The 23,766-nt window shown below is 61.0% G+C and carries 23 protein-coding genes; 11 read left to right on the top strand and 12 right to left on the bottom strand.

All coding sequences use genetic code 11. The features are described 5' to 3' along the window. Nucleotides 1-27 precede the first annotated feature (27 nt). From pstB to ELH03_RS06720, 8 genes are all read right to left on the bottom strand, one after another. Complete coding sequence (gene pstB, locus ELH03_RS06755) at nt 28-834, bottom strand: phosphate ABC transporter ATP-binding protein PstB (protein ID WP_197729984.1); 807 nt, start codon at nt 832-834, stop codon at nt 28-30. Continuing rightward, on the bottom strand, nt 831-1,682 hold the full coding sequence (gene pstA / locus ELH03_RS06750; protein ID WP_130766196.1) for a phosphate ABC transporter permease PstA: 852 nt from the start codon (nt 1,680-1,682) through the stop codon (nt 831-833). The genes pstB and pstA overlap by 4 nt, the downstream gene beginning before the upstream one ends. Before the next feature lie 2 nt (nt 1,683-1,684). Further along, nucleotides 1,685-2,662: a phosphate ABC transporter permease subunit PstC gene (gene pstC / locus ELH03_RS06745; RefSeq protein ID WP_130766195.1), complete on the bottom strand. Its 978-nt coding sequence runs from the start codon at nt 2,660-2,662 to the stop codon at nt 1,685-1,687. Nucleotides 2,663-2,860: 198 nt separating this feature from the next. Then, nucleotides 2,861-3,883, bottom strand: coding sequence for a phosphate ABC transporter substrate-binding protein PstS (gene pstS / locus ELH03_RS06740; RefSeq protein WP_130766194.1), 1,023 nt, complete (start codon nt 3,881-3,883; stop codon nt 2,861-2,863). 446 nt (nt 3,884-4,329) lie between these two features. Further along, on the bottom strand, nt 4,330-6,459 hold the full coding sequence (locus ELH03_RS06735; RefSeq protein WP_130766193.1) for a bifunctional diguanylate cyclase/phosphodiesterase: 2,130 nt from the start codon (nt 6,457-6,459) through the stop codon (nt 4,330-4,332). Between the two features lie 231 nt (nt 6,460-6,690). Continuing rightward, a complete protein-coding gene (locus ELH03_RS06730) occupies nt 6,691-7,035 on the bottom strand; it encodes a cupin domain-containing protein (protein ID WP_128404338.1) in 345 nt (114 codons plus the stop codon). 18 nt (nt 7,036-7,053) lie between these two features. Next, the gene (locus ELH03_RS06725; protein ID WP_130766192.1) at nt 7,054-8,337 is read right to left on the bottom strand and encodes an O-acetylhomoserine aminocarboxypropyltransferase; all 1,284 of its coding nucleotides are present in this window, start codon (nt 8,335-8,337) and stop codon (nt 7,054-7,056) included. A gap of 117 nt (nt 8,338-8,454) precedes the next feature. Further along, entirely contained in the window at nt 8,455-8,883 is a 429-nt protein-coding gene (locus ELH03_RS06720) for a CoA-binding protein (RefSeq protein WP_128405508.1), read from the bottom strand. A gap of 120 nt (nt 8,884-9,003) precedes the next feature. Here ELH03_RS06720 and ELH03_RS06715 point away from each other — a divergent pair, with 120 nt between their 5' ends. Next, nucleotides 9,004-9,327 (top strand): hypothetical protein, encoded by a 324-nt coding sequence (locus ELH03_RS06715; protein WP_130766191.1) that lies wholly within the window; start codon nt 9,004-9,006, stop codon nt 9,325-9,327. A 474-nt stretch (nt 9,328-9,801) separates the two neighbouring features. Next, nucleotides 9,802-10,638 (top strand): EamA family transporter, encoded by an 837-nt coding sequence (locus tag ELH03_RS06710; protein ID WP_128405510.1) that lies wholly within the window; start codon nt 9,802-9,804, stop codon nt 10,636-10,638. Here the strand turns inward: ELH03_RS06710 and ELH03_RS06705 are convergent, their stop codons facing one another. Together ELH03_RS06705 and ELH03_RS06700 are read right to left on the bottom strand one after the other, a co-directional pair. Beyond that, on the bottom strand, nt 10,639-11,469 hold the full coding sequence (locus ELH03_RS06705) for an enoyl-CoA hydratase (RefSeq protein WP_130766190.1): 831 nt from the start codon (nt 11,467-11,469) through the stop codon (nt 10,639-10,641). Between the two features lie 96 nt (nt 11,470-11,565). Next, the gene (locus ELH03_RS06700) at nt 11,566-11,796 is read right to left on the bottom strand and encodes a DUF1127 domain-containing protein (RefSeq protein WP_130766189.1); all 231 of its coding nucleotides are present in this window, start codon (nt 11,794-11,796) and stop codon (nt 11,566-11,568) included. Nucleotides 11,797-11,818: 22 nt separating this feature from the next. Here ELH03_RS06700 and ELH03_RS06695 point away from each other — a divergent pair, with 22 nt between their 5' ends. The 7 genes from ELH03_RS06695 to ELH03_RS06665 all read left to right on the top strand — a co-directional run bounded on the left by ELH03_RS06695 (nt 11,819) and on the right by ELH03_RS06665 (nt 18,667). Continuing rightward, complete coding sequence (locus ELH03_RS06695; RefSeq protein WP_197727720.1) at nt 11,819-12,769, top strand: LysR family transcriptional regulator; 951 nt, start codon at nt 11,819-11,821, stop codon at nt 12,767-12,769. A gap of 316 nt (nt 12,770-13,085) precedes the next feature. Next, nucleotides 13,086-13,550 carry a 50S ribosomal protein L13 gene (gene rplM / locus ELH03_RS06690; protein ID WP_003558420.1) on the top strand — a complete coding sequence of 155 codons (465 nt, stop codon included), beginning with the start codon at nt 13,086-13,088 and terminating at the stop codon, nt 13,548-13,550. Between the two features lie 2 nt (nt 13,551-13,552). Further along, complete coding sequence (rpsI, locus tag ELH03_RS06685; protein WP_027685171.1) at nt 13,553-14,017, top strand: 30S ribosomal protein S9; 465 nt, start codon at nt 13,553-13,555, stop codon at nt 14,015-14,017. 308 nt (nt 14,018-14,325) lie between these two features. Continuing rightward, nucleotides 14,326-15,513: a CmlA/FloR family chloramphenicol efflux MFS transporter gene (gene cml / locus ELH03_RS06680; RefSeq protein WP_130806661.1), complete on the top strand. Its 1,188-nt coding sequence runs from the start codon at nt 14,326-14,328 to the stop codon at nt 15,511-15,513. 222 nt (nt 15,514-15,735) lie between these two features. Continuing rightward, nucleotides 15,736-16,698 (top strand): agmatinase, encoded by a 963-nt coding sequence (speB, locus tag ELH03_RS06675; RefSeq protein WP_064649130.1) that lies wholly within the window; start codon nt 15,736-15,738, stop codon nt 16,696-16,698. Between the two features lie 60 nt (nt 16,699-16,758). Continuing rightward, entirely contained in the window at nt 16,759-17,691 is a 933-nt protein-coding gene (gene argC / locus ELH03_RS06670; RefSeq protein WP_128411743.1) for an N-acetyl-gamma-glutamyl-phosphate reductase, read from the top strand. Nucleotides 17,692-17,875: 184 nt separating this feature from the next. Continuing rightward, the gene (locus tag ELH03_RS06665; RefSeq protein WP_128401330.1) at nt 17,876-18,667 is read left to right on the top strand and encodes a sulfite exporter TauE/SafE family protein; all 792 of its coding nucleotides are present in this window, start codon (nt 17,876-17,878) and stop codon (nt 18,665-18,667) included. A 26-nt stretch (nt 18,668-18,693) separates the two neighbouring features. Here the strand turns inward: ELH03_RS06665 and ELH03_RS06660 are convergent, their stop codons facing one another. Continuing rightward, a complete protein-coding gene (locus tag ELH03_RS06660) occupies nt 18,694-19,797 on the bottom strand; it encodes a COX15/CtaA family protein (RefSeq protein WP_128411495.1) in 1,104 nt (367 codons plus the stop codon). Nucleotides 19,798-19,912: 115 nt separating this feature from the next. On the opposite strand from ELH03_RS06660, the gene ELH03_RS06655 reads away from it, so the two are divergent. Then, on the top strand, nt 19,913-20,122 hold the full coding sequence (locus ELH03_RS06655) for a DUF2842 domain-containing protein (protein WP_128401328.1): 210 nt from the start codon (nt 19,913-19,915) through the stop codon (nt 20,120-20,122). 119 nt (nt 20,123-20,241) lie between these two features. Then, nucleotides 20,242-21,480, top strand: coding sequence for a GNAT family N-acetyltransferase (locus tag ELH03_RS06650; RefSeq protein ID WP_128411496.1), 1,239 nt, complete (start codon nt 20,242-20,244; stop codon nt 21,478-21,480). Between the two features lie 107 nt (nt 21,481-21,587). On the opposite strand, the gene ELH03_RS06645 is transcribed toward ELH03_RS06650, so the two are convergent. After that, complete coding sequence (locus ELH03_RS06645; RefSeq protein WP_128411497.1) at nt 21,588-23,756, bottom strand: GumC family protein; 2,169 nt, start codon at nt 23,754-23,756, stop codon at nt 21,588-21,590. Between the last annotated feature and the right edge of the window lie 10 nt (nt 23,757-23,766).

The following is a 23,766-nucleotide window of genomic DNA, read 5'->3' as shown; positions in this document are numbered from 1 at the left end:
TCGCAGAGATGATCCACCGCGCGCGGATCAGCCGTAACGTCCGGTAATGTAGTCTTCCGTGCGCTTGACCTTCGGCGATTGGAAGATCTCAGCGGTCGGGCCGTATTCGACCAACTCGCCCAGATACATGAAGGCGGTGTTGTCCGAGATGCGGCTTGCCTGCTGCATGTTGTGGGTGACGATGACGATAGTGAACTCCGCCTTCAGCTGGGCGACCAGCTCTTCCACCTTGGCGGTCGAGATCGGGTCGAGGGCGGAGGTCGGCTCGTCGAGGAGAAGCACCTCGGGGCGAAGCGCCACGGCGCGCGCGATGCAGAGACGCTGCTGCTGACCGCCGGAAAGGCCGAGCCCACTGCCCTTCAGCTTGTCCTTGACCTCGTCCCAGAGCGCTGCCGAGCGCAGCGCCTGCTCGACGCGGACGTCCATCTCGGCCTTGGAGATGCGCTCGTGGTGGCGAATGCCGTAGGCGATATTGTCGTAGATCGACATCGGGAACGGCACCGGCTTCTGGAAGACCATGCCGACGCGGGCGCGCAGCTCGTTCATCGAATAGCCAGGGTCGAGAATGTTCTGGCCGTCGAGCGTGACGGAGCCGGTGGCGCGCATCTTCGGGTAGAGCATGTAGATGCGATTGAGGATGCGCAGCAGCGTGGACTTGCCGCAGCCGGACGGGCCGATGAGAGCCGAGACCTGACGCTCGGGAAAGCTCAGGGTGACGTCGCGGATCGCGTGGGCATCGCCGTAGTAGAAGTTGACGCCGGTCAGCGCCATCTTGTCGACTCTTGTGGCCAGGTGGGCCGGGCGAGGTTCGAAGGCTTTGTTCTCAAGCATCATTTCGCATTCCTGCGGTTGAGGATGGCGCGGGAGCCCACGCTGAGGAGAAGGACGATCGCCGTCATGACGAAGGCGCCTGCCCAGGCGAGCGTATGCCATTCGTCATAGGGGCTCATGGCGTATTGGAAGATCACCACTGGAATGTTGGCCATCGGCTCGGACATGTCGGTGCTCCAATACTGGTTGTTCAGTGCCGTGAAGAGCAGCGGTGCGGTTTCGCCCGAAATGCGGGCAATGGCGAGCAGCACACCGGTCAGGATGCCGGCCCCCGCCGCGCGGTAGAGCACGGCGACGGTGACCTTCCAGCGAGGAATACCGAGCGAAAGGGCGGCCTCGCGCATGACATCGGGCACCAGCCGCAGCATCTCGTCGGTCGTGCGCACGACGACCGGCAGGAAGATGAAGGCAAGCGCGATGCCGCCGGCATAACCGGAGAAATGCCCGGTCTGGCGCACGACCAGCTCATAGACGAAAAGGCCGATGATGATCGACGGCGCCGACAGCAGAATATCATTCACGAAGCGGATGATATCGCCGATCTTCTTGCCGCGGCTGAATTCGGCAAGGTAGGTACCGGCGAGGATACCGATCGGCGTGCCGATGACAACGGCAAGTGCCACGATCATCAGGCTGCCCATGAAGGCGTTGGCGAGGCCGCCGTCTTCGCCGGGCGGCGGCGTCATTTCCGTCACCAGCTTCGGGCTCAGCGCAGAGAAGCCGTTGATCAGCGTCGTCCAGAGGATCCAGACGAGGAAGATCAGACCGATCGCGGTTGCGGCGGTGGCCAGCGTCAGCGCGATTGCGCTCTTCATCTGACGGTAGCGGTAAAGGGAGTTGGAAACGGCCATGCTCATTCTCCCTTCTGCCTGGCAATGCGCAGAAGCATGATCTTCGCGGCAGCCAGTACGATGAATGTCACGACGAAGAGGATGAAGCCCAGCGCGATCAACGACGAGAGGTAGATGTCGGTATCGGCCTCGGTGAATTCGTTGGCGATGGCAGCGGCAATCGAATTGCCGGGCTCCATCAGAGAAACCGCAATATTATGCGTGTTGCCGAGCACGAAGGTCACCGCCATGGTTTCGCCGAGCGCGCGTCCGAGGCCGAGAAATATGCCGCCGACGACGGCGGTGCGGGTGTGCGGGATGACGATGTCGCGGACCACTTCCCATTTGGTCGAGCCAAGCGCATAGGCCGATTCCTTCAGTGGTGCGGGAACGACGAGGAAGACGTCGCGCATGACCGAGGAGATATAGGGGATGATCATGATCGCCAGCACGATACCCGACGTCAGCATGCCGATGCCGAGCGGCGCGCCGGTGAAGAGCAGGCCGATCACCGGCAGCGGTCCCAGCCAGTCGATCAGCGCCGGCTGCACGTAGTCCGACATGAAGGGGGCGAAGGTGAAGAGGCCCCACATGCCGTAGATGATGCTGGGAATGCCGGCGAGCAGTTCGATCGCGCCGCCGATCGGTCCGCGAAGCCAGCGCGGCGCCACTTCGGTGACGAAGACGGCGATGCCGAGGCTGATCGGGACGCCGATGATCATCGCCAGCGCAGAGGTTACCAACGTGCCGTAGATCGGCACGAGCCCGGCGAATTGCTGCGCGACCGGATCCCATTCAGTCCCATAGAGGAAACCGAAGCCAAAGGTCCGGAAGGCGAGAGCCCCGCCCCAGGCCATGGAAATCGCGGCGGCAAGCAGAGCCGCCAGAACAAACAGGCCGCAGCCGAAAACCATCCAATAGAAAATACGATCGCCGGTCGCGCCGTCGCGGCGCTTCACGCCCGCGGTTGAGGCGGACAGCGATGCCATTGCTTCGCTCATATCCGTACGCTCTGCTGCTTTGAGGGGGTGTCAAAGGCATTCGAGCATGATGCCGAAAAGTGTAAGCGGTTTTCGGTGACATCATGCTCTAACCCCTTAATTTAGAACAGGATTCAGATTTTAGGCCAAGTCGGCCTAAAATCATCCTGTTCTAGGGCGGAAAGCCAAGCTCCCGCCCCGACCGCAGTTTCGTCAGGATCAGCCCTTGAACGAGGCTGTCCAGTAATCTTCGATCTGCTTCACGAGAGTTTCCGGAAGCGGAACGTAGTCGAGGGCAGAGGCTTCCTTCTGGCCGTTTTCGAGTGCCCACTTGAAGAAGGCGAAGGCAGCCTTGGAGCGCGCAGCATCCTTCGGCTCCTTGTACATGATCGCCCAGGTCGTGGCGGTCACCGGCCAGGCTTTTTCGCCCGGAGCATTGGTCATGATCAGGTAGAAGTCCGGAGCCTTGGTCCATTCGGCGCCGGCAGCAGCAGCCGAGAAGCTTTCCGCATTCGGCTTCGGATACTGGCCTGCGGCGTTCTGGATCAGAACGTAGGGCAGCTTATTCTGCAGGGCGTAGGCGTATTCGACGTAGCCGATCGAATCCTTGACGCGGGTGACGTAAGCGGCAACGCCTTCATTGCCCTTGCCGCCGATGCCGACCGGCCAGTTGACGGCGGTCCCTTCGCCGACCTTGCTCTTCCAGTCTTCGTTGACCTTGGAGAGGTAGTTGGTCCAATTGAAGGAGGTGCCCGAACCGTCCGAACGGTGGACAACGGCGATCTGACTGTCGGGCAGCTTCAGGCCCGGGTTCAGATCGGCAATGGCCTTGTCGTTCCACTTGGTGACGTTGCCGAGGTAGATGTCGGCGAGAACCTTGCCGGTGAGCTTCAGTTCGCCCGACTTGATGCCCTTTACGTTGATGACAGGCACGATGCCGCCGACGACGAGCGGGAACTGGCCGAAGCCGCCTGTCGTCAGGTCTTCCGGCTTCATCGGTGCGTCGGAAGCGCCGAAGTCAACCGTTGCAGCCTTGATCTGGGCGATACCGCCGCCCGAACCGATCGATTGGTAGTTCAGCTTGTCGCCGGTCTGCTTGTTGTAGTCCGCCGACCATTTGGAGAGGACGGGATAAACGAAGGTAGAGCCGGCGCCGGTGATATCGGCGGCGGACGCCGAAACCGCCAGAGCGGCAACCAGGCCCGCGCCGAGGCAGGCCGAAAGGAGTTTCTTGGTGAGCATATGAAGCGCGTCCCTAGTGGATTTGAAAAACAACGAGGCCAGCACCATGGAGGGGGTGTCCATTGTCTGGGCGCTGAAACTCTCGTCACAACAGGCGGGCTAGGCGCGTTTTATTACAGTTTGATGACGGAATTTGACGCTCGAAACCGAATGCGAGGCCGCGCAGCAAATGCTGCATCTGCGGCCATTCCATTGAATCGCGGATTTAACAAAGCCTTAGCAAAAACATTGAGATAGATTGACGCATGGCTGTGGTGGATTGCCGCAACCATGCCTGGAAATGTCGTTTTCGAGCTTTTGAAATGCTGCAGCGGGGCAAACGGTCCAGGTTAACGATCAGGACATCCGGCAGCGAGTGAAAGGGAGCCGTGTTCAGCGGTCACCGCTCTGCTGGAACGCCGGCAATAAGCCATCAATACCGGGCATATGCCACGATCTTGGCGGCATCATGCGGCTGACTCTTCTTCCAGTTTGCTGGATATGTCATATGCCGACATAGGTTTTCCAATCAGATATCCTTGAAGCTGATCGCAGCCGGCGTCGCGCAAGATCGCCGCCTGGCGGGTAGTCTCGATACCTTCCGCGGTCACGGGAATCTGCAGCGCGGTCGCGAGCGAGATGGTTGCCCGAAGAACATCGGCGCCATTTGCGCCTTCGTCGAGAGCCCAGACGAGCGATCGATCGATCTTCATGCGATCAAACCCGAACTGCCGCAATGCGCCAATGCTTGCGTAGCCGCAGCCAAAGTCGTCGAGCGCGAACTTGATCCCGACGCGTTTGAGCTGGTCTATCGACCGTCGGGCCTGATCCGGATTGGTCATCAGAACGCCTTCGGTGATTTCCAATGTCAGGCGGTTTGGATTGAAATCAAGCTCCTGCAGGACCGAGATCACTTCTGCGGCAAATTCCGGATTGCAGAGCTGGATCGGCGAAACGTTCACCGACAATGCCAGATCGGGCCAGCTCTTGGCATGCTCGATCGATGTTCTCAGCATATGAACGCCAAGCGCATCGATGAGGCCGCACCTCTCGGCAAGAGGGATGAAAATCTCCGGGCTGATGTTTCCGGTTGCAGTTCGCCAGCGCGCCAGTGCTTCAAGACCGGTGACAGCGCCGGTCGAAGCAGAGACGAGAGGTTGGAAAACGGCTTCGATTGCGCCGCTGCTGATGGCGTTCTTCAACTGGCCTTCCAGTTCGGCGACCCGTTGGCGTTCCCGGTCCAGCTCGGGATCGTATTCGATTGCCTGGCCTCTGCCATTTGCCTTGGCCCGATACAGGGCCATGTCAGCTCTGCGGAGAAGCTCCAAGGGCGGGACGTCGCCGTTGCGAGCAGCAGCTCCGATGCTTGCGCCAACTTCGATCGTTCGTCCGTCGATTTTGAAGGGCTCGGCAAACAGCGCCAAAATCGTCTTTTCCATCTCTCCGCACGTGGCAGAACCGATGTGCACCAGCGCAAATTCGTCGCCCCCGAGCCGCGCCACGGCAATGATTTCGGGGTGGCAGGCCGTCAGCGCCTTCGAAACCAACCGGATCAAATCGTCCCCCACCGCATGCCCCCAGGCATCGTTGACGGCCTTGAAGCCATCAAGGTCGACGAGATAGAGCCGGGGTGGCGAAGAGCCCGAATTATCCAGCTCTTCCAGCAGGTTGAGAAGCCCATGCCTGTTCAACAGGCCGCTCAGGCTATCATGGCCCGCTTCGAAAAGCGCTGTTTGCGCCAGTTGGCGCAGGCGCCTCGCCTCGGATGCGCCGACCAACAGAACGCCGATCAAGAATAGCGAAAGGATGACGGTAGAAGCTGCGAGATAAGGATAGACCTGATGAAACACGGCGCTTCCGGGCGCTTTGCTGGGCCAAACGAGATAGCCGATGACGGCTCCCTTCATGTCGGTGATCGGCGTGTTCAGAGATCCCGGCTTGGGCGCCGTCTCGAGGCTCAGCCCCTCGAGTTCATGTTCGTTGGAGAGAGTGTCGAGAACCTCCGACGTAAATTCCTTGTAAAAACTCAGCACGCTGAACTTCGGAAGCTCGGCAGCGGCCTCGAACGGCTGGATCGCCTGCGACGCGATCAGCGCTATACCGCTTTCGGTCTTGATGAAATTGACCACCGGCGCCTTCGCCGGATCTGAAGCCACATTAATCTGCTGATAAAAGGCCTCCCCGAAAAACGTGCCCGGCTGGAAGGGCTTGCCTTTGGCATAGGCCGAGACGACCGAAGACCGGTCAGGGCCGGTCACGATCGCGCCGTCATAAAGCGCGTAATCCTCGCTGGTTTTGCCCCAATTCTCATAGGCCCAATCCGCGGCGGTGGGAGATGAGATCGCGCGATAGGCATCGTCCCATACGGCGTTATCAGTCGTTGTCGCGCCGAGGCGAGCTACAAATGCACCGATTGCCGCGCGGGCGGCGCGACTGGCCCTGGCATCATCGATCTCGTTGGCCGACCGGGTCATCGTGACGACGACATGTGCCATCAGGCCGGTCAGGACGAGGGCGACGACAAGGAAGCAGACGGTTGTCGCGATGATGGAAGACGTCTGGGTCCGAACGAGCCGACCTGCAAGATTCGACGACATGCAAATTCCGAAAAGATTAATTGCAAGGCCATGTCTGTGGGACGGCAGGAGACATCATGTCCGCAATGCGCTGCAGATAAGGTTTAGCATTTGACGATGTAGGCCCGATTAATGGGAATGGTTAAAAGCGTTCTATCCCGGAAAGAGGCGCAGCCATTCGCTGAAAGACGGGCCATCATCGCCGCAAATCGGGACAAGCCCGGAATCATCAACGTCGATTTGCTGACCCGCTCAAACCTTGATCACATAATCCTTGCGAGTCGTTTCAACGACTTCCCACGTTCCCTTGAAGCCGGGCCTGAGGATCATCCGGTCGCCCGCCTTCAGATGAACAGGCTCGCCGCCCTCCTCCGTCACGATCGAATGGCCGGACAGCAGGCTGAAATATTCCCACTCCTCGTAGACGATCCGCCACTTGCCCGGTGTCGCCTCCCAGATGCCGGAATAGAGGCCGCCTTCGGCCTCCTCCAGATTCCAGGTACGGAAATGCGGATCGCCGGAGATGATCCGGCCGGGCTCCGGGGCGCCGAACTCGGGTTCGACGCCGTCGATGCCGAAGGGGATGAAATTTGCCATTATGGATCCCCTCTGATCTCAGATCTTCGAGAGCGCCTGTTCGAGATCGGCGATGATGTCCTTGACGTCCTCGATGCCGACGGAAAGGCGTACTACGTCGGGGCCGGCGCCGGCAGCGATCCGCTGCTCGTCGGTCAACTGCCGGTGCGTCGTCGAGGCCGGATGGATGACGAGCGAACGGGTGTCGCCGATATTGGCAAGATGGGAGAACAGCTCCAGCCCCTCGACCAGCGTCTTGCCCGCCTCATAGCCGCCCTTTACGCCAAAGGTGAAGACGGAGCCTGCGCCCTTCGGCGAGTAGCGCTGCTGTAGAGCGTAGTTCGGGTCGTCGTCGAGACCGGCATAATTCACCCAGGCGATCTTGCTGTGCGCCTTCAGCCATTTGGCGACGGCGATCGCATTATCGCTGTGGCGCTGCATCCTGAGCGGCAGCGTCTCGATGCCGGTCAGGATCAGGAAGGCGTTGAAGGGCGAGATCGCCGGCCCGAGATCGCGCAGGCCGAGCACGCGGGCAGCGATCGCAAAGGCGAAATTGCCGAAGGTCGCGTGCAGGACCATGCCGTTATATTCCGGCCGCGGGCTCGACAGCATCGGGTAATTGCCGGATTTCGACCAGTCGAAGGTGCCGCCGTCGACGATGAGGCCGCCCATCGAGTTGCCGTGGCCGCCGAGAAACTTCGTCAGTGAATGCACGACGATGTCGGCGCCGTGTTCGATCGGACGGATGAAATAGGGTGTTGCCATTGTATTGTCGACGATCAGCGGCAGGCCGTGGCGATGCGCGACGTCGGCAATGGCGGCGATATCGACGAAGGTGCCGCCGGGATTGGCCAGGCTTTCGATGAAGATGCCGCGCGTCGTGTCGTCGATCTGGCTTTCGAAGCTTGCCGGATCGGCGGAATCGGCCCAGCGCACCTGCCAGCCGAAATTCTCGAAAGCATGGCCGAACTGGTTGATCGAGCCGCCGTAGAGCCTGCGGGCAGCGATGAAATTCTCGCCGGGCCGCATGATGGTGTGGAAGACGATCACCTGCGCCGCATGGCCGGAGGCGACGGCGAGCGCTGCCGTGCCGCCCTCGAGCGCTGCGACGCGCTCCTCGAGCACGGCCTGCGTCGGGTTCATGATGCGGGTGTAGATGTTGCCGAAGGCCTGTAGGCCGAAAAGGGCGGCGGCATGATCGGAATCATTGAAGACGAAAGCGGTCGTCTGGTAGATCGGCGTTACCCGCGCGCCGGTCGCCGGGTCGGGCTGAGCGCCGGCGTGGATCGCCAACGTGTTGAATCCCGGATCATTCTTGGCCATGTCGTCCTCCCGTTATTGCTGACGTGCAGGATCATAGCCTCTCACGAACGAAAGTTAATCGCGATCCGTTTCAACCCATGGGCGTTCCGTGGAAAATCCGTCTCCGCGGGCCGCAACTCAGGCAATGAGACGAGGATATTCGATCGCCGGGCAGCGGTTCATCACCACATTGATGCCGGCGGCCTCCGCCTTTGCCGCAGCCGCATCGTCGCGGACACCAAGTTGAGACCAGATGATCTTCGGCAGCGGCCTTAGCGCCAGTGCCTCCTCGACGACCCCATCCAGATATTCGGAGGCGCGAAATACGTCGACCATGTCGATCGGCACGGGAATGTCGGCGAGCCGGGCATAGACGGTGCGGCCCTGGATCTGTTTGCCCGCCTGCCCCGGATTGACAGGAATGACCTCGTAGCCACGCGACAGCAGATAGCCCATGACGCCGTTGCTCGGCCGGGCCGGATTAGGCGAGGCGCCGGTCAACGCGATGGTCTTTACCGAATGCAGGATTCCGGCGAGGTAATCATCCGTGTAGGCGTCGTGATTCATATCCGCTTCTCCACTCCCGAAAGCCCTTCGCCACGGCGCGCACGTTTTTTTGCGTTTCCGTGAAACCGGCTGGGCATCTTTTCCGTATATATGAATTGGATACTCCCTGAGGATGATTCGATGAAAAAAATCGCTCTTGCCCTCATGCTCCTGCTCGCCGCATCGCCGGCGCTGGCGATCTCGCGCTACAATCCGCTCACCATGAGCTGTGCCAGCGTGCGCGCCGCCATCCACAATCAGGGCGCCGTCATCTACCGCTACCAGTCTCCCCGTGGCTTGCCGCTTTACGATCGCTATGTCCGCAACAGCAATTATTGCGACGCGACCGATTATGCGGAATGGACGCATATCCCCTCAAAAAACAATCCGCGCTGCCAGGTGCTGAACTGCCAGAGCATCGACAACCTTGACGGGATGCTCTTCATTCCGCATCATCAGCTTTGATGTTTTCGCCGTTGTGACCGCCGCCGAAACTGCACGTCTTTCGCGGTTGCGAAAGGTTTGGGCTCAATTCCGCGCTGCGATTTCCTGAAGATTGCACAATCAGAAGCTTTAATTTTCCCCTATGTCAAAGCTATAGAATAATATCTATATTTCAGCAGCATAGAATAATCAGCTCCGTCATTTCTGCAGATATTTTCTTTTTTTGTTCGTGATAGCTTCCCTATATGTTCCCCCATCCATTAGAAACATCTCATAGTTGAAAGCATCGCCTGGATTGAACGCATGTCGCGCGCACGTAAAAATTGCTCCAATGGATCGTCATTGTTCACATGCTGAAAGGATGCTATTCGACATGTGAACGCATAAGCGACCGCAGCCGTACATTTTCGTGCAAATCCCAGTTGTCTTTTCAGGAATTTGAAACGCCGAAGGCGAGGCGTATTCCGCTTCCTCTCATCCTCCGGATTTACTCCCTTGCCTCTCGACGTCATCCTGCTCGTTCTCTTCGGCGCACTGCTGCACGCGACATGGAACGCCATCGTCAAGGCGGGAAGCGATAAATCCCTGGATGCGGCGCTGATCTCTGCCGGCGGCGCTGTTTCGGCACTGCCGTTCCTGCCATTCCTGCCGCTGCCGCAAGCCTCGGCCTGGCCGTTCATCGGCGCCTCGGCTATCCTGCAATTTGCCTATTTTCAGCTGGTCGCCGCCGCCTACCGAGCCGGCGATATCGGCCTCGTCTATCCGCTGATGCGTGGCTGCGCGCCGCTCCTGATCGCCGCGACAAGCGGTTTCATCCTGAAGGAAAATCTTTCCGGCGGCGCCCTCGCCGGCACGATGACGATCTCAGCCGGCGTGCTGACACTCGCTTTGGAGGCCCGGCACGGCAGCAGCCGTGCCGTCATGTTATCCCTTGCCAATGCCTGCGTCATCGCCAGCTACACCTATGTCGACGGCATCGGTGCGCGTATCTCCGGCAATGCGGTTTCCTACACCTTGTGGATGTCGCTGCTACCGCCGGTGCTGCTGTTTTCCTGGGCAGCGTCCCAGCGCGGCGCTGTCGCCGTGGCGCGTCACGTTCGCCACAACTGGTGGCGCGGCCTCATCGGCGGCGCAGGCTCGATCGCCTCCTATGGGCTCGCACTCTGGGCGATGACGAAAGCCCCGGTCGCGACCGTCGCGGCCCTGCGCGAAACAGCGATCCTCTTTGCGCTGGTGATCTCGATCACCGTCTTCAAGGAAAAAGCCAGCATCTGGCGCTACGTCGCCGGCGTCGTCATCGCGATCGGCGGGCTGGTTCTGAAGCTTGCGTGATCACTCGCCCTTCCATTCAGGCTTGCGCTTGCCGAGGAAAGCGGCGATCCCTTCCTGCGCATCCTGCGTCAGCATGTTCTCGACCATCACCCTGGCGGTATAATCATATGCCGCCTCCGCCGGCAGTTCGAGCTGCCGGTTGAAGGCTTCCTTGCCAATCTTCAGAGCCAGCGGTGACTTGCTGGCGATCACAGCCGCATATTTGGAAACCACCTGCGCCAGATACTGCTTGGGCACGATACGGTTGACGAGGCCGAAATCCTTGGCGGTCGAGGCGTCTATCGTCTCGCCGGTCAGCAGCATCTCCATCGCCTGCTTGCGGTGCGCAGCGCGAGAAACGGCCACCATCGGCGTCGAACAGAACAGGCCGATGTTGACGCCCGGCGTGCAGAATGTCGAACTATCGGTGCAGATCGCCAGATCGCAGGAGGCAACGAGCTGGCAGCCCGCAGCCGTTGCAAGCCCATCGATCTCGGCGATGACAGGCTTCGGCAGATGCGTGATCTTCAGCATCAGATCGGCAGCGAGCCGAAAGGTCTTTTCGAAGAAACCGGCACCCTGATCTTCATCGGCGCGATGGGCCGTAAGTTCCTTGAGATCATGCCCGGCGGAAAAGACATTGCCGGTCGAGGCGATGACGACGACGCGCACATCCGGTTCCGCCCCGGCCATTTCCAGATCTTCCATCAGCGCTTCGAGAAGCGCGATCGAAAGCACATTGGCCGGTGGATTATCGAGCACGAGCCACAGCACGCCGTCGCGCAGCGAGCGGGTCAGCAATCCGCCTTCCTCCGCTCTGGCGGCGTCCGGGAAGGATACGATTTCGGCCATGATGCTGCTCCCTGCGCTCGATTCCAGGCAGACGTTTTGCCACAAGGCGCCGGCAATTTCGAGCAGGATCCGCACTCCTCACAGAGGCTGCTGCCATCAGGACCAGAACCACGACTTCGATGTCTCGACCCTCGCCTGCGCACGAGTCAGACCGACATCGCAAAGCTCGTCGTCGGTGAGTTCCGAAAGCGTGCGACGGCTGCGGCGCTTTTCGAGGTGATGTTCGACCATCAGCAGCCGCCGCCGGCTCCATCGCGCCATCCGGCGAAGTCTCGACCGAACGATATCGCGAGGTGTTTCGAAGATCTCGCCTAATTCCAGAGCCATCGCTTCTTCCTTTCTTCAACGGATGAAAGATGCGCTGGAAGATGCCGCGAAAGAAGCTTATGGATATTATGATATTCATAAGGATTTCTTTGGTATGCCTCTCAATCTTGATCAGCTTGCCACCTTCGTCAATGTCGCCGATCTCGGAAGCTTTACGGCTGCTGCCGACAAGGAAGGGCTGACGCAACCGGCGGTCAGCCTGCAGGTCAAGGGGCTCGAACAGCGCCTCGGCGTCCGGCTGATTGAGCGCGTCGGACGGCGAGCGCAGCCGACCGCTGCAGGCCTCGACCTGCTCGTGCATGCAAAGCGGCTGCTTCAGGCATCGGCCGCCACGGAAGAAGCGATGGTGCCGTACAGAGATGGTGCGAGCGGCCGCGTGCGCATCGGCAGCGGCGGCACGGCGTCGATCCATCTGCTTCCTCGTGCCATTGCTGCCGCCAGAAAACGCATGCCCGGGCTCGAAATCACCGTGCGCATCGGCGATGCCGACGACATTCTGCACGAACTGGAAGCCAACAGCCTCGATATCGCCGTCGTTGCCCTGCCGGCATCGGGACGGAACTTCGAGATCGAACCGTTCTACGAAGAGGAATTGCTGGCCGTCGCCCCCGCGGGCAGCTTGATGCCCGAAGACGGGCCGGACGCCGCATTCATGCGCGACAGGACGCTGCTGCTCTATGAGGGCGGCAATACCAGGCGCGCAATCGACGCGTGGTTGGCCGCCCCGGATACGAGGATCCGACCTGCGATGGAGTTTGGCAGTATCGAGGCGATCAAGGAGCTGGTGGCTGTAGGACTTGGCTGGTCGATCCTGCCGGGGCTGGCGCTGAAGCGCGACCGCGCCGGCCTCGTAACGACATCATCGCTGAACCCGCGGCTGACGCGCCGCCTCGGCATGGTTCTACGCCGGGACAAACATCTGACACGCGGCCTTCGCGAAATGATGAAATGCCTGCGCGCGTTCAAAGGTTGAGAGCTGCTTTCGACCGTCGGACGCTATTTCAAACCGGCAGAGGCGACGTGAAAAACGTCAGGGGCAGCAGCCTGGGAGCCAACAAATATGAGGTATCATAATACCGTATACCTAACTAGTTGTTTTTACTTTAGCTTTTTTCAAAACCTCGGGAAAGTCGATATTGACCCCATGTCGTATTCCCTTTATACACCGCGCCAGAACGCAGCCTATCCGGGCTGCTTTCTTTTTGGCATGCCTCGAGCCTGCCAATACAAGCAACAAGAAACGCCCTTCAAGCCCTCGGGCCAAGGGTCCCAAAAAGAGAGTATTCACTATGGCTACCTTCTCCCAGAAGCCTGCAGAGGTGGAGAAGAAGTGGGTGATCATCGACGCCGAAGGGCTGGTCGTTGGCCGTCTCGCTTCCATCATCGCTATGCGCCTGCGCGGCAAGCACAAGGCAACCTTCACGCCTCACGTTGACGACGGCGACAACGTCATCGTCATCAATGCCGAAAAGGTCGTTTTCACCGGCAAGAAGTATTCCGACAAGGTCTACTACTGGCACACCGGTTATGCCGGCGGCATCAAGGAACGCAGCGCACGCCAGATCATCGAAGGTCGCTTCCCGGAGCGCGTCCTCGAAAAGGCCGTCGAACGCATGGTTCCGCGTGGCCCGCTCGGCCGTCGCCAGATGAAGAACCTGCGTGTTTACGCCGGCTCCAACCATCCCCATGAAGCCCAGCAGCCGGTCGCCCTCGATGTTGCCGCGCTCAACAAAAAGAACGTAAGGAGCGCCTGATAATGGCTGACCTCTCCTCCCTGAAGGATCTCGGCACGGCTGAAGCTGCTGCTCCGGCCCACGTCCGCAAGGTCGATTCGCTCGGCCGCTCCTACGCGACCGGCAAGCGCAAGAACGCCGTCGCCCGCGTCTGGGTCAAGCCGGGCTCCGGCAAGATCATCGTCAACGGCAAGGAATTCGCGGAATATTTCGCACGTCCGGTGCTGCAGATGATCCTGCGCCAGCCGATCGTCGCGGCTGCCCGTGACGGCCAGTTCGACATCGTCGCAACCGTTGCCGGCGGCGGCCTCTCCGGCCAGGCCGGTGCCGTTCGCCATGGCGTGTCCAAGGCGCTCACCTACTTCGAACCGGGCCTGCGCGCGGTGCTGAAGAAGGGCGGCTTCCTGACCCGCGACAGCCGCGTCGTCGAACGCAAGAAGTACGGCAAGGCAAAGGCCCGCCGCTCGTTCCAGTTCTCCAAGCGTTAATCGCTTCGGACAGACGGAATTTACGAAGGCCGGGGCAACCCGGCCTTTTTGTTTTGCTCTGTTTAAACCAATCGGAAGCGTGCCGGCATGCGATTGTCGCATTCCGGTTCTGCTGGTAGAAGCTTGGCAAAGCGCTTCGGGAATGAGCGAAGCCGCACTCACGGGTCGAATCATGGGAACAACCAAGTCCGCAGATAAATAGGCCGCAACAACTCTGCCCTGTTGTTGCGGCGTCTGTCCGGCCAATCCCGATACTGATGAAGAGACAGATCGCCGCCGAATGAAATCATTTGAGCGGGTTCTTTCCCATGTTCTATCTCAAAATCCAGCACTGGACCTATTCCCTGCCGGCAGCCTTGCTGCTGATGGCACCGTTCGACATCCTGGCTTCGCTTGCCATGGATATCTATCTGCCGATCGTGCCGGTCATGCCGGAGGCGCTCGGTACCTCGCCGGCCGCCATCCAACTGACCCTTAGCCTCTACATGCTCGTGCTCGGCGCCGGGCAGATCGTCTTCGGCCCAATTTCCGATATCCTCGGACGACGGCCTGTCCTGCTCGGAGGCGCGGCACTCTTTGCCGTGTCATCCTTCCTGCTTGCCGTCTCCTCGTCTGCACCGATCTTCATGGTGCTGAGATTGGTGCAGGCCATCGGTGCGTCGGCGACGCTGGTTGCAACTTTCGCAACAGTGCGTGACGTCTACGCCGGGCGTCCCGAAAGCAGCACGATTTATGGCCTTCTCGGCTCCATCCTCTCCTTCGTGCCTGCATTAGGTCCGATCGCCGGAGCCTTGATCGCTGATCGCTTCGGTTGGCGCGCCATCTTCCTGGTCATCGGCCTCCTTTCGGTTGCCGCCCTTTTCAACGCCGGCATGCGGTGGCATGAAACCCGCCCCGCCACCACCGCGAAGGTCGCTCTCCGCCCGATCCTTACAAGCTTTGCCTTCTGGGTTTATACAGCAGGCTTCAGCGCGGCGATGGGTGCCTTCTTCGTCTTCTTCTCGACAGCACCCCGCATCTTGATCGATAAAGCCGGCTTCTCCGGCATCGCCTTCAGCTTCGTCTTTGCCACAGTGGCGCTGGTGATGATCGTGACGGCGCGTTTTGCCAAACACTTCGTCATGCGCTGGGGCATTGCGGGCAGCCTTGCGAGAGGCATGGCAGTGCTGCTTTTCGGCGCTATGCTGCTTGCATTCGGAGAGTTGTTTCTGCAGCCTTCCCTCGTCAGCTTCGTCGTGCCGATGTGGATCATCGCGATCGGCATCGTCCTGGCGACAGCGGTCACCGCCAACGGCGCGCTCGATGCCTTTGGCGACACGGCAGGAACGGCGGTCGCGTTCTATTTCTGCGTCGAGAGCATCATCGTCGGCGTTACCGGAACCTTCTTCGTGATTCTCCTCGGCGGCGACAACGCCTGGCCGCTCGCGGCCTATGTCTGTGCGACCGCGCTGACGACGCTGGCTGGATTGTGGTGCCTGCGGGAGCCGGCCCGATAGGCAGACGAGCGAATGACGGTCGCTCGACGATAAGGAGCGGCCGTCGTCCGAACGATTGCTTGAAATCTGTCTGCACCTCGCCTACCCCTTTCTGCGCGCAGGGGATCGGCCAATTCCTTTGCGAGAGAACCGCCGCCCGACACCTCACGTCAACGGCGATCATGCAATGCAGCGTCCGCATCGAACGCGACTATGGTTTGCGACCGAAAAAAGGAGCCTGACTTGGCGAACAGATCGATTGACCACGCCTTCACAGCGACCAGCCTCACCTCCGCCGCCAGCGATCCGACCTTCGCCGGCGCACTATCTTTCATGCGCCGCCGCTTCACCAAGGAGCTCGCCGGCGTCGACGTCGCCGTCTGGGGCATTCCCTTCGATGCTGCGACATCGAACAGGCCGGGCACACGTTTCGGGCCACAAGCGATCCGGCGCGCCTCGGCGATCTTCGACAATGATGCGCAATATCCCTTCAACCGTGATCTGTTCGCCGAAATGGCCGTGATCGACTACGGCGATTGCCTGCTCGACTATGGCAATCATCAGGACACCCCAGCCGCTATCGAACGACAGGCGAATGTCATCCTCGACAGTGGCGCCTTCCTCCTGACGCTCGGCGGCGATCATTACGTCACTTGGCCGCTACTGAAAGCCCATGTGGCAAAACATGGACCGCTGGCGCTCGTGCAGTTCGACGCACACCAGGACACCTGGTTCGACGAGGAACGCCGCATCGACCATGGCTCGTTCGTGGCACGGGCCGCTCGCGAGGGCATCATCGATCCCGACCGCTCGATCCAGATTGGCATCCGCACCCATGCGCCGGAGGATTGCGGCGTCAACATTCTCTACGGTCATCAGGTCGAGGAGATGAGCGCCAGCGATATCGCCTCGGCAATCATCTCCCACACGCGCGGGGCGCCGGCCTATCTCACTTTCGATATCGATTGCCTCGATCCGGCCTTTGCGCCGGGCACCGGCACGCCGGTTGCCGGCGGGCCGTCGAGCGCCAAGATCCTCTCGGTGCTGCAGCGTCTGCACCAGCTCGATATCCGCGGCGCCGATGTCGTCGAGGTGTCGCCGCCCTACGACCATGCCGATATCACCGCCATTGCGGGGGCAACGGTGGCGATGTATATGCTGGGTCTTCATGCCGAGCGACGCGCCATCGCCGTGTCACAAGGCTGACCTATCATCCTCAAACTGAATCCGGAAACCTTCAGAACCTATTGAAAGCGCAGGTTTAACATGGCACCGAAAATCTTCATCGACGGCGAACACGGCACGACGGGTCTGCAGATCCGCACGCGCATGGCCGGCCGCCGCGATGTCGAGCTTCTGTCCATACCCGAAGCCGAGCGGCGCAACGCCGCGATGCGCGAGGACATGCTGAACAGCGCCGATATCGCCATCCTCTGCCTGCCCGACGATGCGTCGAAGGAAGCGGTGCAAATGGTTTCGGCCACCAACAATGTGCGCGTCATCGATACCTCGACCGCCTTCCGCGTCAACCCCGGCTGGGCCTATGGCTTTGCCGAGATGGACGGCGCGCAGGCTGGCAGGATCAAGGCCGCCCGCTTCGTCGCCAATCCGGGCTGCTATCCCACCGGAGCGATCGGCCTCGTCCGCCCGCTGCGCGCCGCCGGCATTCTGCCGGACGGCTATCCGGTCACGGTCAACGCGGTCTCCGGCTATACCGGCGGCGGCAAGCAGATGATCGCGCAGATGGAAAACCCGGATCACCCGGATGCGATCGCCGCGCCGCATTTCCTCTACGGCCTGCCGCTCACCCACAAACACGTGCCCGAAATGACTGTGCACGGCCTGCTCGACCGCGCGCCGATCTTCTCGCCGTCGGTCGGCAAGTTCGCGCAGGGCATGATCGTGCAGGTGCCGCTGCATCTCGACGATCTCGCTGAGGGCACGACGATGGAAAGCATTCATGCTGCACTGGTCGCCCATTATGCCGGCCAGGATATCGTCAGTGTCGTGCCGCTGGCCGAAAGCAAGGCCCTGCCCCGCGTCAACGCCGTCGAGCTCGAAGGCAAGGACACGATGAAGCTCTTCGTCTTCGGCACCTCAGGCGCTTCGCAGGTGAACCTCGTCGCGCTGCTCGACAATCTTGGCAAGGGCGCCTCGGGCGCCGCCGTCCAGAATATGGACCTGATGCTCGCCTCGTAAGACGCGAGCGGGCGGCATCGACGTCGATGCCGCTCAGGCTTTGTGTCGATCTCTTCATCATGATCTTTCTCGCGGCCGCTTGCCTCGGCGGCCGTTGCATCGCTTTCACCTCGATCATCGGCGACGATTGGGCTATGAGAGCGGACCTTCCTTGCTGCCAATCCCGAATCACGGAGCCGATGTCATGACGCTGGATGCGCTTATCGCTGGCGTAAGCGCATGGTTTGACGCTGCCCTGCCCGATCATGGCATCTATGCGCTGATGGCGTTTGCCTTCATCGCCGGGCTTGCCCGCGGCTTTTCGGGTTTTGGCGCCGCATTGATCTTGATTCCACTCGGCGGCGCGATCGTCGGGCCGAAGCTGATCTCGCCGATCCTGCTCGTCATCGACGGCATTGCCACGCTCGGGATGATCCCACCCGCCTGGCGCGGCGCCAACCGACCCGAGGTTTTCGTCATGGCGGCGGGTGCTGCCCTTGGCGTGCCGGCCGGCACGGCGATGCTGGCCTTGCTCGACCCGATGCTGCTGCGCTGGAGCATCACGATCATCGCCATCGCCCTTCTCGCACTTCTCGCATCCGGATGGCGTTACCACGGTGCGCCTTCGGCACCGCTCAGCAGCGGCATCGGCCTGATTGCCGGGCTTTTCAGCGGCGCCGCACAGCTCGGCGGACCGCCGGTCGTCGCCTACTGGCTCGGCGGCAAGAGCGACTTCACGCGCGTCAGGGCGAATGTCGTGCTCTATTTCTCGATCTCGTCCGTTTTCAGCGCCATCAGCTATTATATCGGCGGACTGTTCGTGCCTGCCGTCTTCGCGCTGACCGCTGTGATCCTGCCGAGTTATGCGGTCGGGCTCTACGGCGGCTCGAAACTGTTCGGGCTTGCCGAGGAGCGGACCTTCCGCATCGCCTGCTACATCCTGATAGCCGCCGCCGCGATCATCGGCATGCCGCTGCTCGATGGGGTGTTGCGGTAGATCCGCCCCCGAGAAGGCCGCTCGCTTCAATCGCGTTCGGCGATCATCGTCCCGTGCGGATATTCGCCATAGAAGCCGCGCCAATTGGCGACGGCGAAACCGAAAACCACCAGCGCACCGGCCTGGTGCAGCAGGCCCCAGTGAAGCGGCACCTGCATCAGTAGCGTGGCGATGCCGATCGCTGCCTGCAGCGTCACCAGCGCGAAGAGCAGGACGGCGCGGCGTGCATGGGTGGTCCAAGGTGCTGAGCGAAGGGCGATCACCATGTTGACCAGCGTCAGTGCGAAGAGCGTATAGGCGCCGATGCGATGGATGAACTGCACCGTCTTCGGGTTCTCGAACGCATTGATCCAGAAGGGCTGCTGGATCAGCAGATCCGAGGGGATGACGGCGCCATCCATCAGCGGCCAGGTATTGTAGGAAAAACCGGCGTCGAGGCCCGCCACCAGCGCGCCGAGATAGATCTGGAACAGCGCGAAAATGGCGATCGCGGCGGCAAAACCGCGCGAGCTTCGGGCCGGCGCCGGATCATCGGAATGACTGGAGAGGCCGCGCATGATCCACATGCAGCCGGCAAAGATCAGGCAGGCCATGACGAGATGCGTTGCCAGCCTGTACTGGCTGACGTCGGTGCGGACGGAAAGGCCCGAAGACACCATCCACCAACCGATAAAACCCTGCAGGCCGCCGAGCGCCAGGATGCCGACGAGCGGCCAGCGCAGACGCTTTTCGATCCGCCCGGTCAGCCAGAAATAGATGAGCGGCAGCGCGAAGATCACGCCGATGCCGCGAGCGATCAACCGGTGCGCCCATTCCCACCAGAAGATACCTTTGAACTCATCGACGGTCATGGAGTTGTTCAGCTGCTGAAATTCGGGAATGCGCTGGTAGAGGCGAAATTCCTCCTCCCATTCGGCAGCCGACAGCGGCGGGATGACGCCGTGGATCGGCTTCCATTCGGTGATCGACAGGCCGGAATTGGTCAGCCGCGTGGCGCCGCCGACGAGGACGAGACAGAAGAGCGCCAAAAGCACGAAACCGAGCCAGAGGCGCAAGGCGCGGCGGTCACGATTTTGTCTGCGCACTTCGCTCAGGATCGCCTGTTCCGTGGTCGGGTTTGCGACGGCCATGATGTCTCCTTCTATCCGGCAGTTGATTTGCCCCACCGGCTCATGCAAAACAAGCCCCGAACCTTTGCGGCATGCCGTCGCGCCGGTTCGACCCATCCATTGCAAGAGATAGCCGATGCCCATCCGCCTCCGCAAATTCATCGGCACCATCCTGATCATCGTGCTCGTGCTCGTCTATGCGCTGGTGGCGAATACGATCGCGGTGGCAACGCTCGGCAACGCGCCCTGGTGGGGACACTTGCTCTACTTCCTGTTCACCGGCCTGCTTTGGGTATTGCCGGCGATGGTGCTGATCAAATGGATGGCCGGGCCGCCGCGGAAGTAGGGCCATTAACGGCCGAATAACCGTGATCGGCGGAAAACCTCGCCCATCGGATGCGGTTAAACCAAATATACGTCTGGCATACCTACCTTCCCGTTCAGCATTCTTGACCGGAGAAAACCGTGCAGACGCAAAAGCTCGATGTCCGTGAACAGCCGTCCGACAACGCTTTGGCCGAAGCGGCCATTTCGCGCTTGCGCCAGCTGAGCATGAAACTCGCCATGGCTGAAATCGACATCGAAGTCTTCGATACGATGCAGCCGCTGGAGGATGAGTGGCGGGCGCTGGAGCGCGACAATCTCCAATCACTCCATCAGAGCTACGACTGGTGCGCCGCCTGGGTGAGCGCTTTCCACCGGCCGCTTGCGATCCTCAAAGGCATCCACGCCGGCCAGACCGCTTTCATTCTGCCGGTCGAAATCGTCAAGTCTCGGGGGCTGGCGATCGCGAAGTTCATCGCCGCCGGTCACAGCAACATCAATACAGGCCTTTTCTCCGAGGGTTTTGCAGAAAGCGGCGGGACCATCGATGCCGGCAAGTTCGCTGGCCAGCTTCAGCAGGCACTCAAGGGCCGGGCCGATCTACTGCTGCTGCAGAACATTCCGCTGGAATGGCGCGGGCGAGAGAGCCCGCTTAAGGGGCTGCCGATGGTGCAGAACCAGAATCATGCCTACCAGCTGCCGTTCCTTCCCACTTTCGAGGAAACGCTGAAGCAGCTGAACGCCAAGAACCGGCGCAAGAAATTCCGTGTTCAGTCGAAGCGCCTCGAAGCGGCGGGCGGCTTCGAATATCTCATTCCCGGGACATCGGAAGAACAACACCGCCTGCTCGATATCTTCTTCCGCCTGAAGAGCGCCCGCTTCGCCAGCCTCGGCCTGCCCGACGTCTTTGCCGACAGGGAAACGCAGGCCTTCCTCCACGGCCTGCTCGACAAGCTGGATGACAGCAAGCAGTACTTCGGGCTGCAGATGCATGTACTCCGGCTCAAGGGCGAGCATGAGGGTAAGATCGCAGCGATTTCAGGGGTTTCGCGCAAGGGCGACCACATCGTCTGCCAGTTCGGCGCGATCGATGAAGAACTCGTGCCGGATACGAGCCCCGGCGAATTCCTCTATTGGCACACCATTTCGGGACTGCATGGCAAGGGTGTCGTGCTGTTCGATTTCGGTCTCGGCGACCAGACCTACAAGCGCTCCTGGGCGCCGGTCGAGACCGCACACTACGACGTGGTGCTGCCGGTTTCCCCGTTCGGCATCGTCGCCGGCGCCGCACACCGGATCGTCACCCGCGGCAAGGCGCATATCAAGGCGCGCCCAAAGCTCTATAAATTCACCCAGGGTATCCGGGCACGGATCGGCTAACCGTCAAAAAGCGCGTCGCATCGAATTTGATTCATGCGATGCGTTTTTAGCTCTTTCTTATGCATGTCGTCTTCCCAAAACCGCTGTACACTTTTGGGCGACATGCATTAGGCGGCCCGGCCGAGCGTCTGCTCGGCCCCTTCGCCGCCCGACATCAGCACGACGCGCTCATAGCCTGCGGCCTGGAATTCCGTCATCAGTGCAACGAAGATGGTCTCCTCGACCTCGGGCAGCGAGAGGATGATCTCGACGTCGCGGCTGCGCGTTAGCCGCGAGACGCCGGCGACATCGGCCGAACCGCATTCGACTACCACGAGGTCGTAGGCGGCGGCGAGCGCATCGAGCAGCAACGACAGCCGGTCGACACCGCGCATGGCGCGGCGCACGTCGCTCTGGCCTTGAGGGATGAGATGGGCGTCGGAAAAGCGGTCGCCGTGGATCGTATCGCCGAAGGCGGCCTCGCCGCAAAGCAGATCGGTGACGCCGAGGGCGGCCTGGTCTTCGGCCATCAGTTCTGTGGGGTAGCCGGAACCGGTCATGTCGATCAGGATGACGCGGTGGCCGGCGTCGGCGAGCATGCGGGTCAGCGAAACCGTCGCCGCCGAGCCATTGTCACCAGTCGGAGATATTGCGATTGCCAGCGGCGCGCGGCTGCCGGTGAGATAGTCAGCAACTGCGGCGACGGAGAATTCATTCTCATCCTCTGGCGCCTCCTCGGCAGCCTCCGCGTCCTCGATCGTATCCTCTTCGTCCGCGACAACGGTAAGCATGCTCGGCTGGATGGGCTTTCTGGCGGCAGCGACGATCGGCGCGGCCTGCGGCACATGCTTCTCCTCGACGACCGCTTCTGCCTCGATTGCCTCCGGGGCCGCATCTGTCGGACGGAGCGCCCGGCCACTGAAGAGTTCGGTCAGCATGATGACGATGGCGCTCATGATCAGCGTCGCGACGGCAGCGACGACGACGATCGGCACCACCTTCGGGAAATAGGGATCGACCGGCTCAACGGCCTTGGAAACGATTCGGGCATCCGCTGGGCTCGAATTGCTGTCGGCCCGGGAGGCGGCCTCGCGGTAGCGCACAAGATAGGTTTCGAGCAGCTGGCGCTGGGCGTTTGCCTCACGCTCCAGCGCATTGAGACCGACCTCGTCCTCACCGGCGCGGGCGCTGGTGGCCTGCACCGTTTCCGACTGCCGCTCGAGTTCGCTCGCCCTCAGATCCGCGACCTTGGACTCATTCTCGATGCTCGCCAGGATCTTCTGCGTCTCCTGGCGGATCTGGGTGCGGATATCGGAGAGCTGAGCGCGCAGGCTTTTCAGCCGCGGATGATTGTTGAGGAGGCTGGTCTGCAGATCGGAGATCTGCGACTGCAGGCCGGATTCCGTCCCCTTCAGCCGCTGGATCGCCTGTGAGGACATAATGTCGGGCAGCGTATCGAAGGCTTCACCCGAAGACAGTGCGTTTCGCACCGCCTGCGCCCTCGCCTCGGCATTGGCCTTGTCGCCCCGCACGCGGGTCAACTCGGCGGAGATATCGTTCAATTGCTGGGCCGGAAAAGTGGTCGTGCCGTTCGTCTGCAACAGCCCGTGCGACGTGCGGTATTCGGCGACCTTCTTCTCGGCTTCGCTGACCTTCCGGCGCAGGCCTTCGATCTCCGGCTCCAGCCAGCGGGTCGCTTCGGAATTGGAATCGAGCTTGGCGCCGCTCTGGGTCGAAAGGTAGACATTCGCCATGGCGTTCGGAATGGCCGCGGCGAGCTTCGGGTCCTTGGAGGTGAAATTGATGCCGATGACGCGTGAACCCGGGACCTGATAGACCTGCAAGCGTTCGACGAAGGCGTCGATGACGCGCTCTTCGGGCGGATTTTCCAGCGGGTTCTTCTTCAGGTGCAGCTTCACCAGGATACTGCTCATCGCCGAGCCGCTGGCAGCATCGTCGAATTCCGGCAGGTTATAAAGCTTCAGGTCGTTGATGACCTTCTTGAGCAGATCGGCCGATTGCAGGAGCTGCACCTGGCTGGCGATGTTCAGTTCATCCATCAGCGGACCGGCGCTGGCATCATTGATCTGCTGCGTGCTGGCGAAGGCCGGCGCACGGGGTTCGATGAGGATGCGTGTTTCGCTGCGATATTGCGGCGACATGATTTTGGCGCCGGCAAAGGCGACGCCCGCCCCCACGAGGGTGATTGTCAAAATCCGCAGACGGCGCGCCCAGACCGCACGGACCAACTGGCCGAGATCGATGTCCACATCCTGATCACGAGCTACGCCGGACATGCTCTTACTC

Origin of the sequence: Rhizobium beringeri (genome assembly GCF_004306515.1) — a bacterium.
Lineage (GTDB): Bacteria > Pseudomonadota > Alphaproteobacteria > Rhizobiales > Rhizobiaceae > Rhizobium > Rhizobium beringeri.
Note: the sequence above shows the minus strand (reverse complement) of the source record. Positions and strands in the feature narration are given on the sequence as shown.

Bases quoted from the DNA above. Each gene is read 5' to 3' on its own strand.
- pstB (WP_197729984.1), bottom strand. From the start codon at position 834: ATGATGCTTGAGAACAAAGCCTTCGAACCTCGCCCGGCCCACCTGGCC.
- pstA (WP_130766196.1), bottom strand. From the start codon at position 1,682: ATGGCCGTTTCCAACTCCCTTTACCGCTACCGTCAGATGAAGAGCGCA.
- pstC (WP_130766195.1), bottom strand. From the start codon at position 2,662: ATGAGCGAAGCAATGGCATCGCTGTCCGCCTCAACCGCGGGCGTGAAG.
- pstS (WP_130766194.1), bottom strand. From the start codon at position 3,883: ATGCTCACCAAGAAACTCCTTTCGGCCTGCCTCGGCGCGGGCCTGGTT.
- ELH03_RS06735 (WP_130766193.1), bottom strand. From the start codon at position 6,459: ATGTCGTCGAATCTTGCAGGTCGGCTCGTTCGGACCCAGACGTCTTCC.
- ELH03_RS06730 (WP_128404338.1), bottom strand. From the start codon at position 7,035: ATGGCAAATTTCATCCCCTTCGGCATCGACGGCGTCGAACCCGAGTTC.
- ELH03_RS06725 (WP_130766192.1), bottom strand. From the start codon at position 8,337: ATGGCCAAGAATGATCCGGGATTCAACACGTTGGCGATCCACGCCGGC.
- ELH03_RS06720 (WP_128405508.1), bottom strand. From the start codon at position 8,883: ATGAATCACGACGCCTACACGGATGATTACCTCGCCGGAATCCTGCAT.
- ELH03_RS06715 (WP_130766191.1), top strand. From the start codon at position 9,004: ATGAAAAAAATCGCTCTTGCCCTCATGCTCCTGCTCGCCGCATCGCCG.
- ELH03_RS06705 (WP_130766190.1), bottom strand. From the start codon at position 11,469: ATGGCCGAAATCGTATCCTTCCCGGACGCCGCCAGAGCGGAGGAAGGC.
- ELH03_RS06700 (WP_130766189.1), bottom strand. From the start codon at position 11,796: ATGGCTCTGGAATTAGGCGAGATCTTCGAAACACCTCGCGATATCGTT.
- ELH03_RS06695 (WP_197727720.1), top strand. From the start codon at position 11,819: ATGAAAGATGCGCTGGAAGATGCCGCGAAAGAAGCTTATGGATATTAT.
- rplM (WP_003558420.1), top strand. From the start codon at position 13,086: ATGGCTACCTTCTCCCAGAAGCCTGCAGAGGTGGAGAAGAAGTGGGTG.
- rpsI (WP_027685171.1), top strand. From the start codon at position 13,553: ATGGCTGACCTCTCCTCCCTGAAGGATCTCGGCACGGCTGAAGCTGCT.
- cml (WP_130806661.1), top strand. From the start codon at position 14,326: ATGTTCTATCTCAAAATCCAGCACTGGACCTATTCCCTGCCGGCAGCC.
- argC (WP_128411743.1), top strand. From the start codon at position 16,759: ATGGCACCGAAAATCTTCATCGACGGCGAACACGGCACGACGGGTCTG.
- ELH03_RS06665 (WP_128401330.1), top strand. From the start codon at position 17,876: ATGACGCTGGATGCGCTTATCGCTGGCGTAAGCGCATGGTTTGACGCT.
- ELH03_RS06660 (WP_128411495.1), bottom strand. From the start codon at position 19,797: ATGGCCGTCGCAAACCCGACCACGGAACAGGCGATCCTGAGCGAAGTG.
- ELH03_RS06655 (WP_128401328.1), top strand. From the start codon at position 19,913: ATGCCCATCCGCCTCCGCAAATTCATCGGCACCATCCTGATCATCGTG.
- ELH03_RS06645 (WP_128411497.1), bottom strand. From the start codon at position 23,756: ATGTCCGGCGTAGCTCGTGATCAGGATGTGGACATCGATCTCGGCCAG.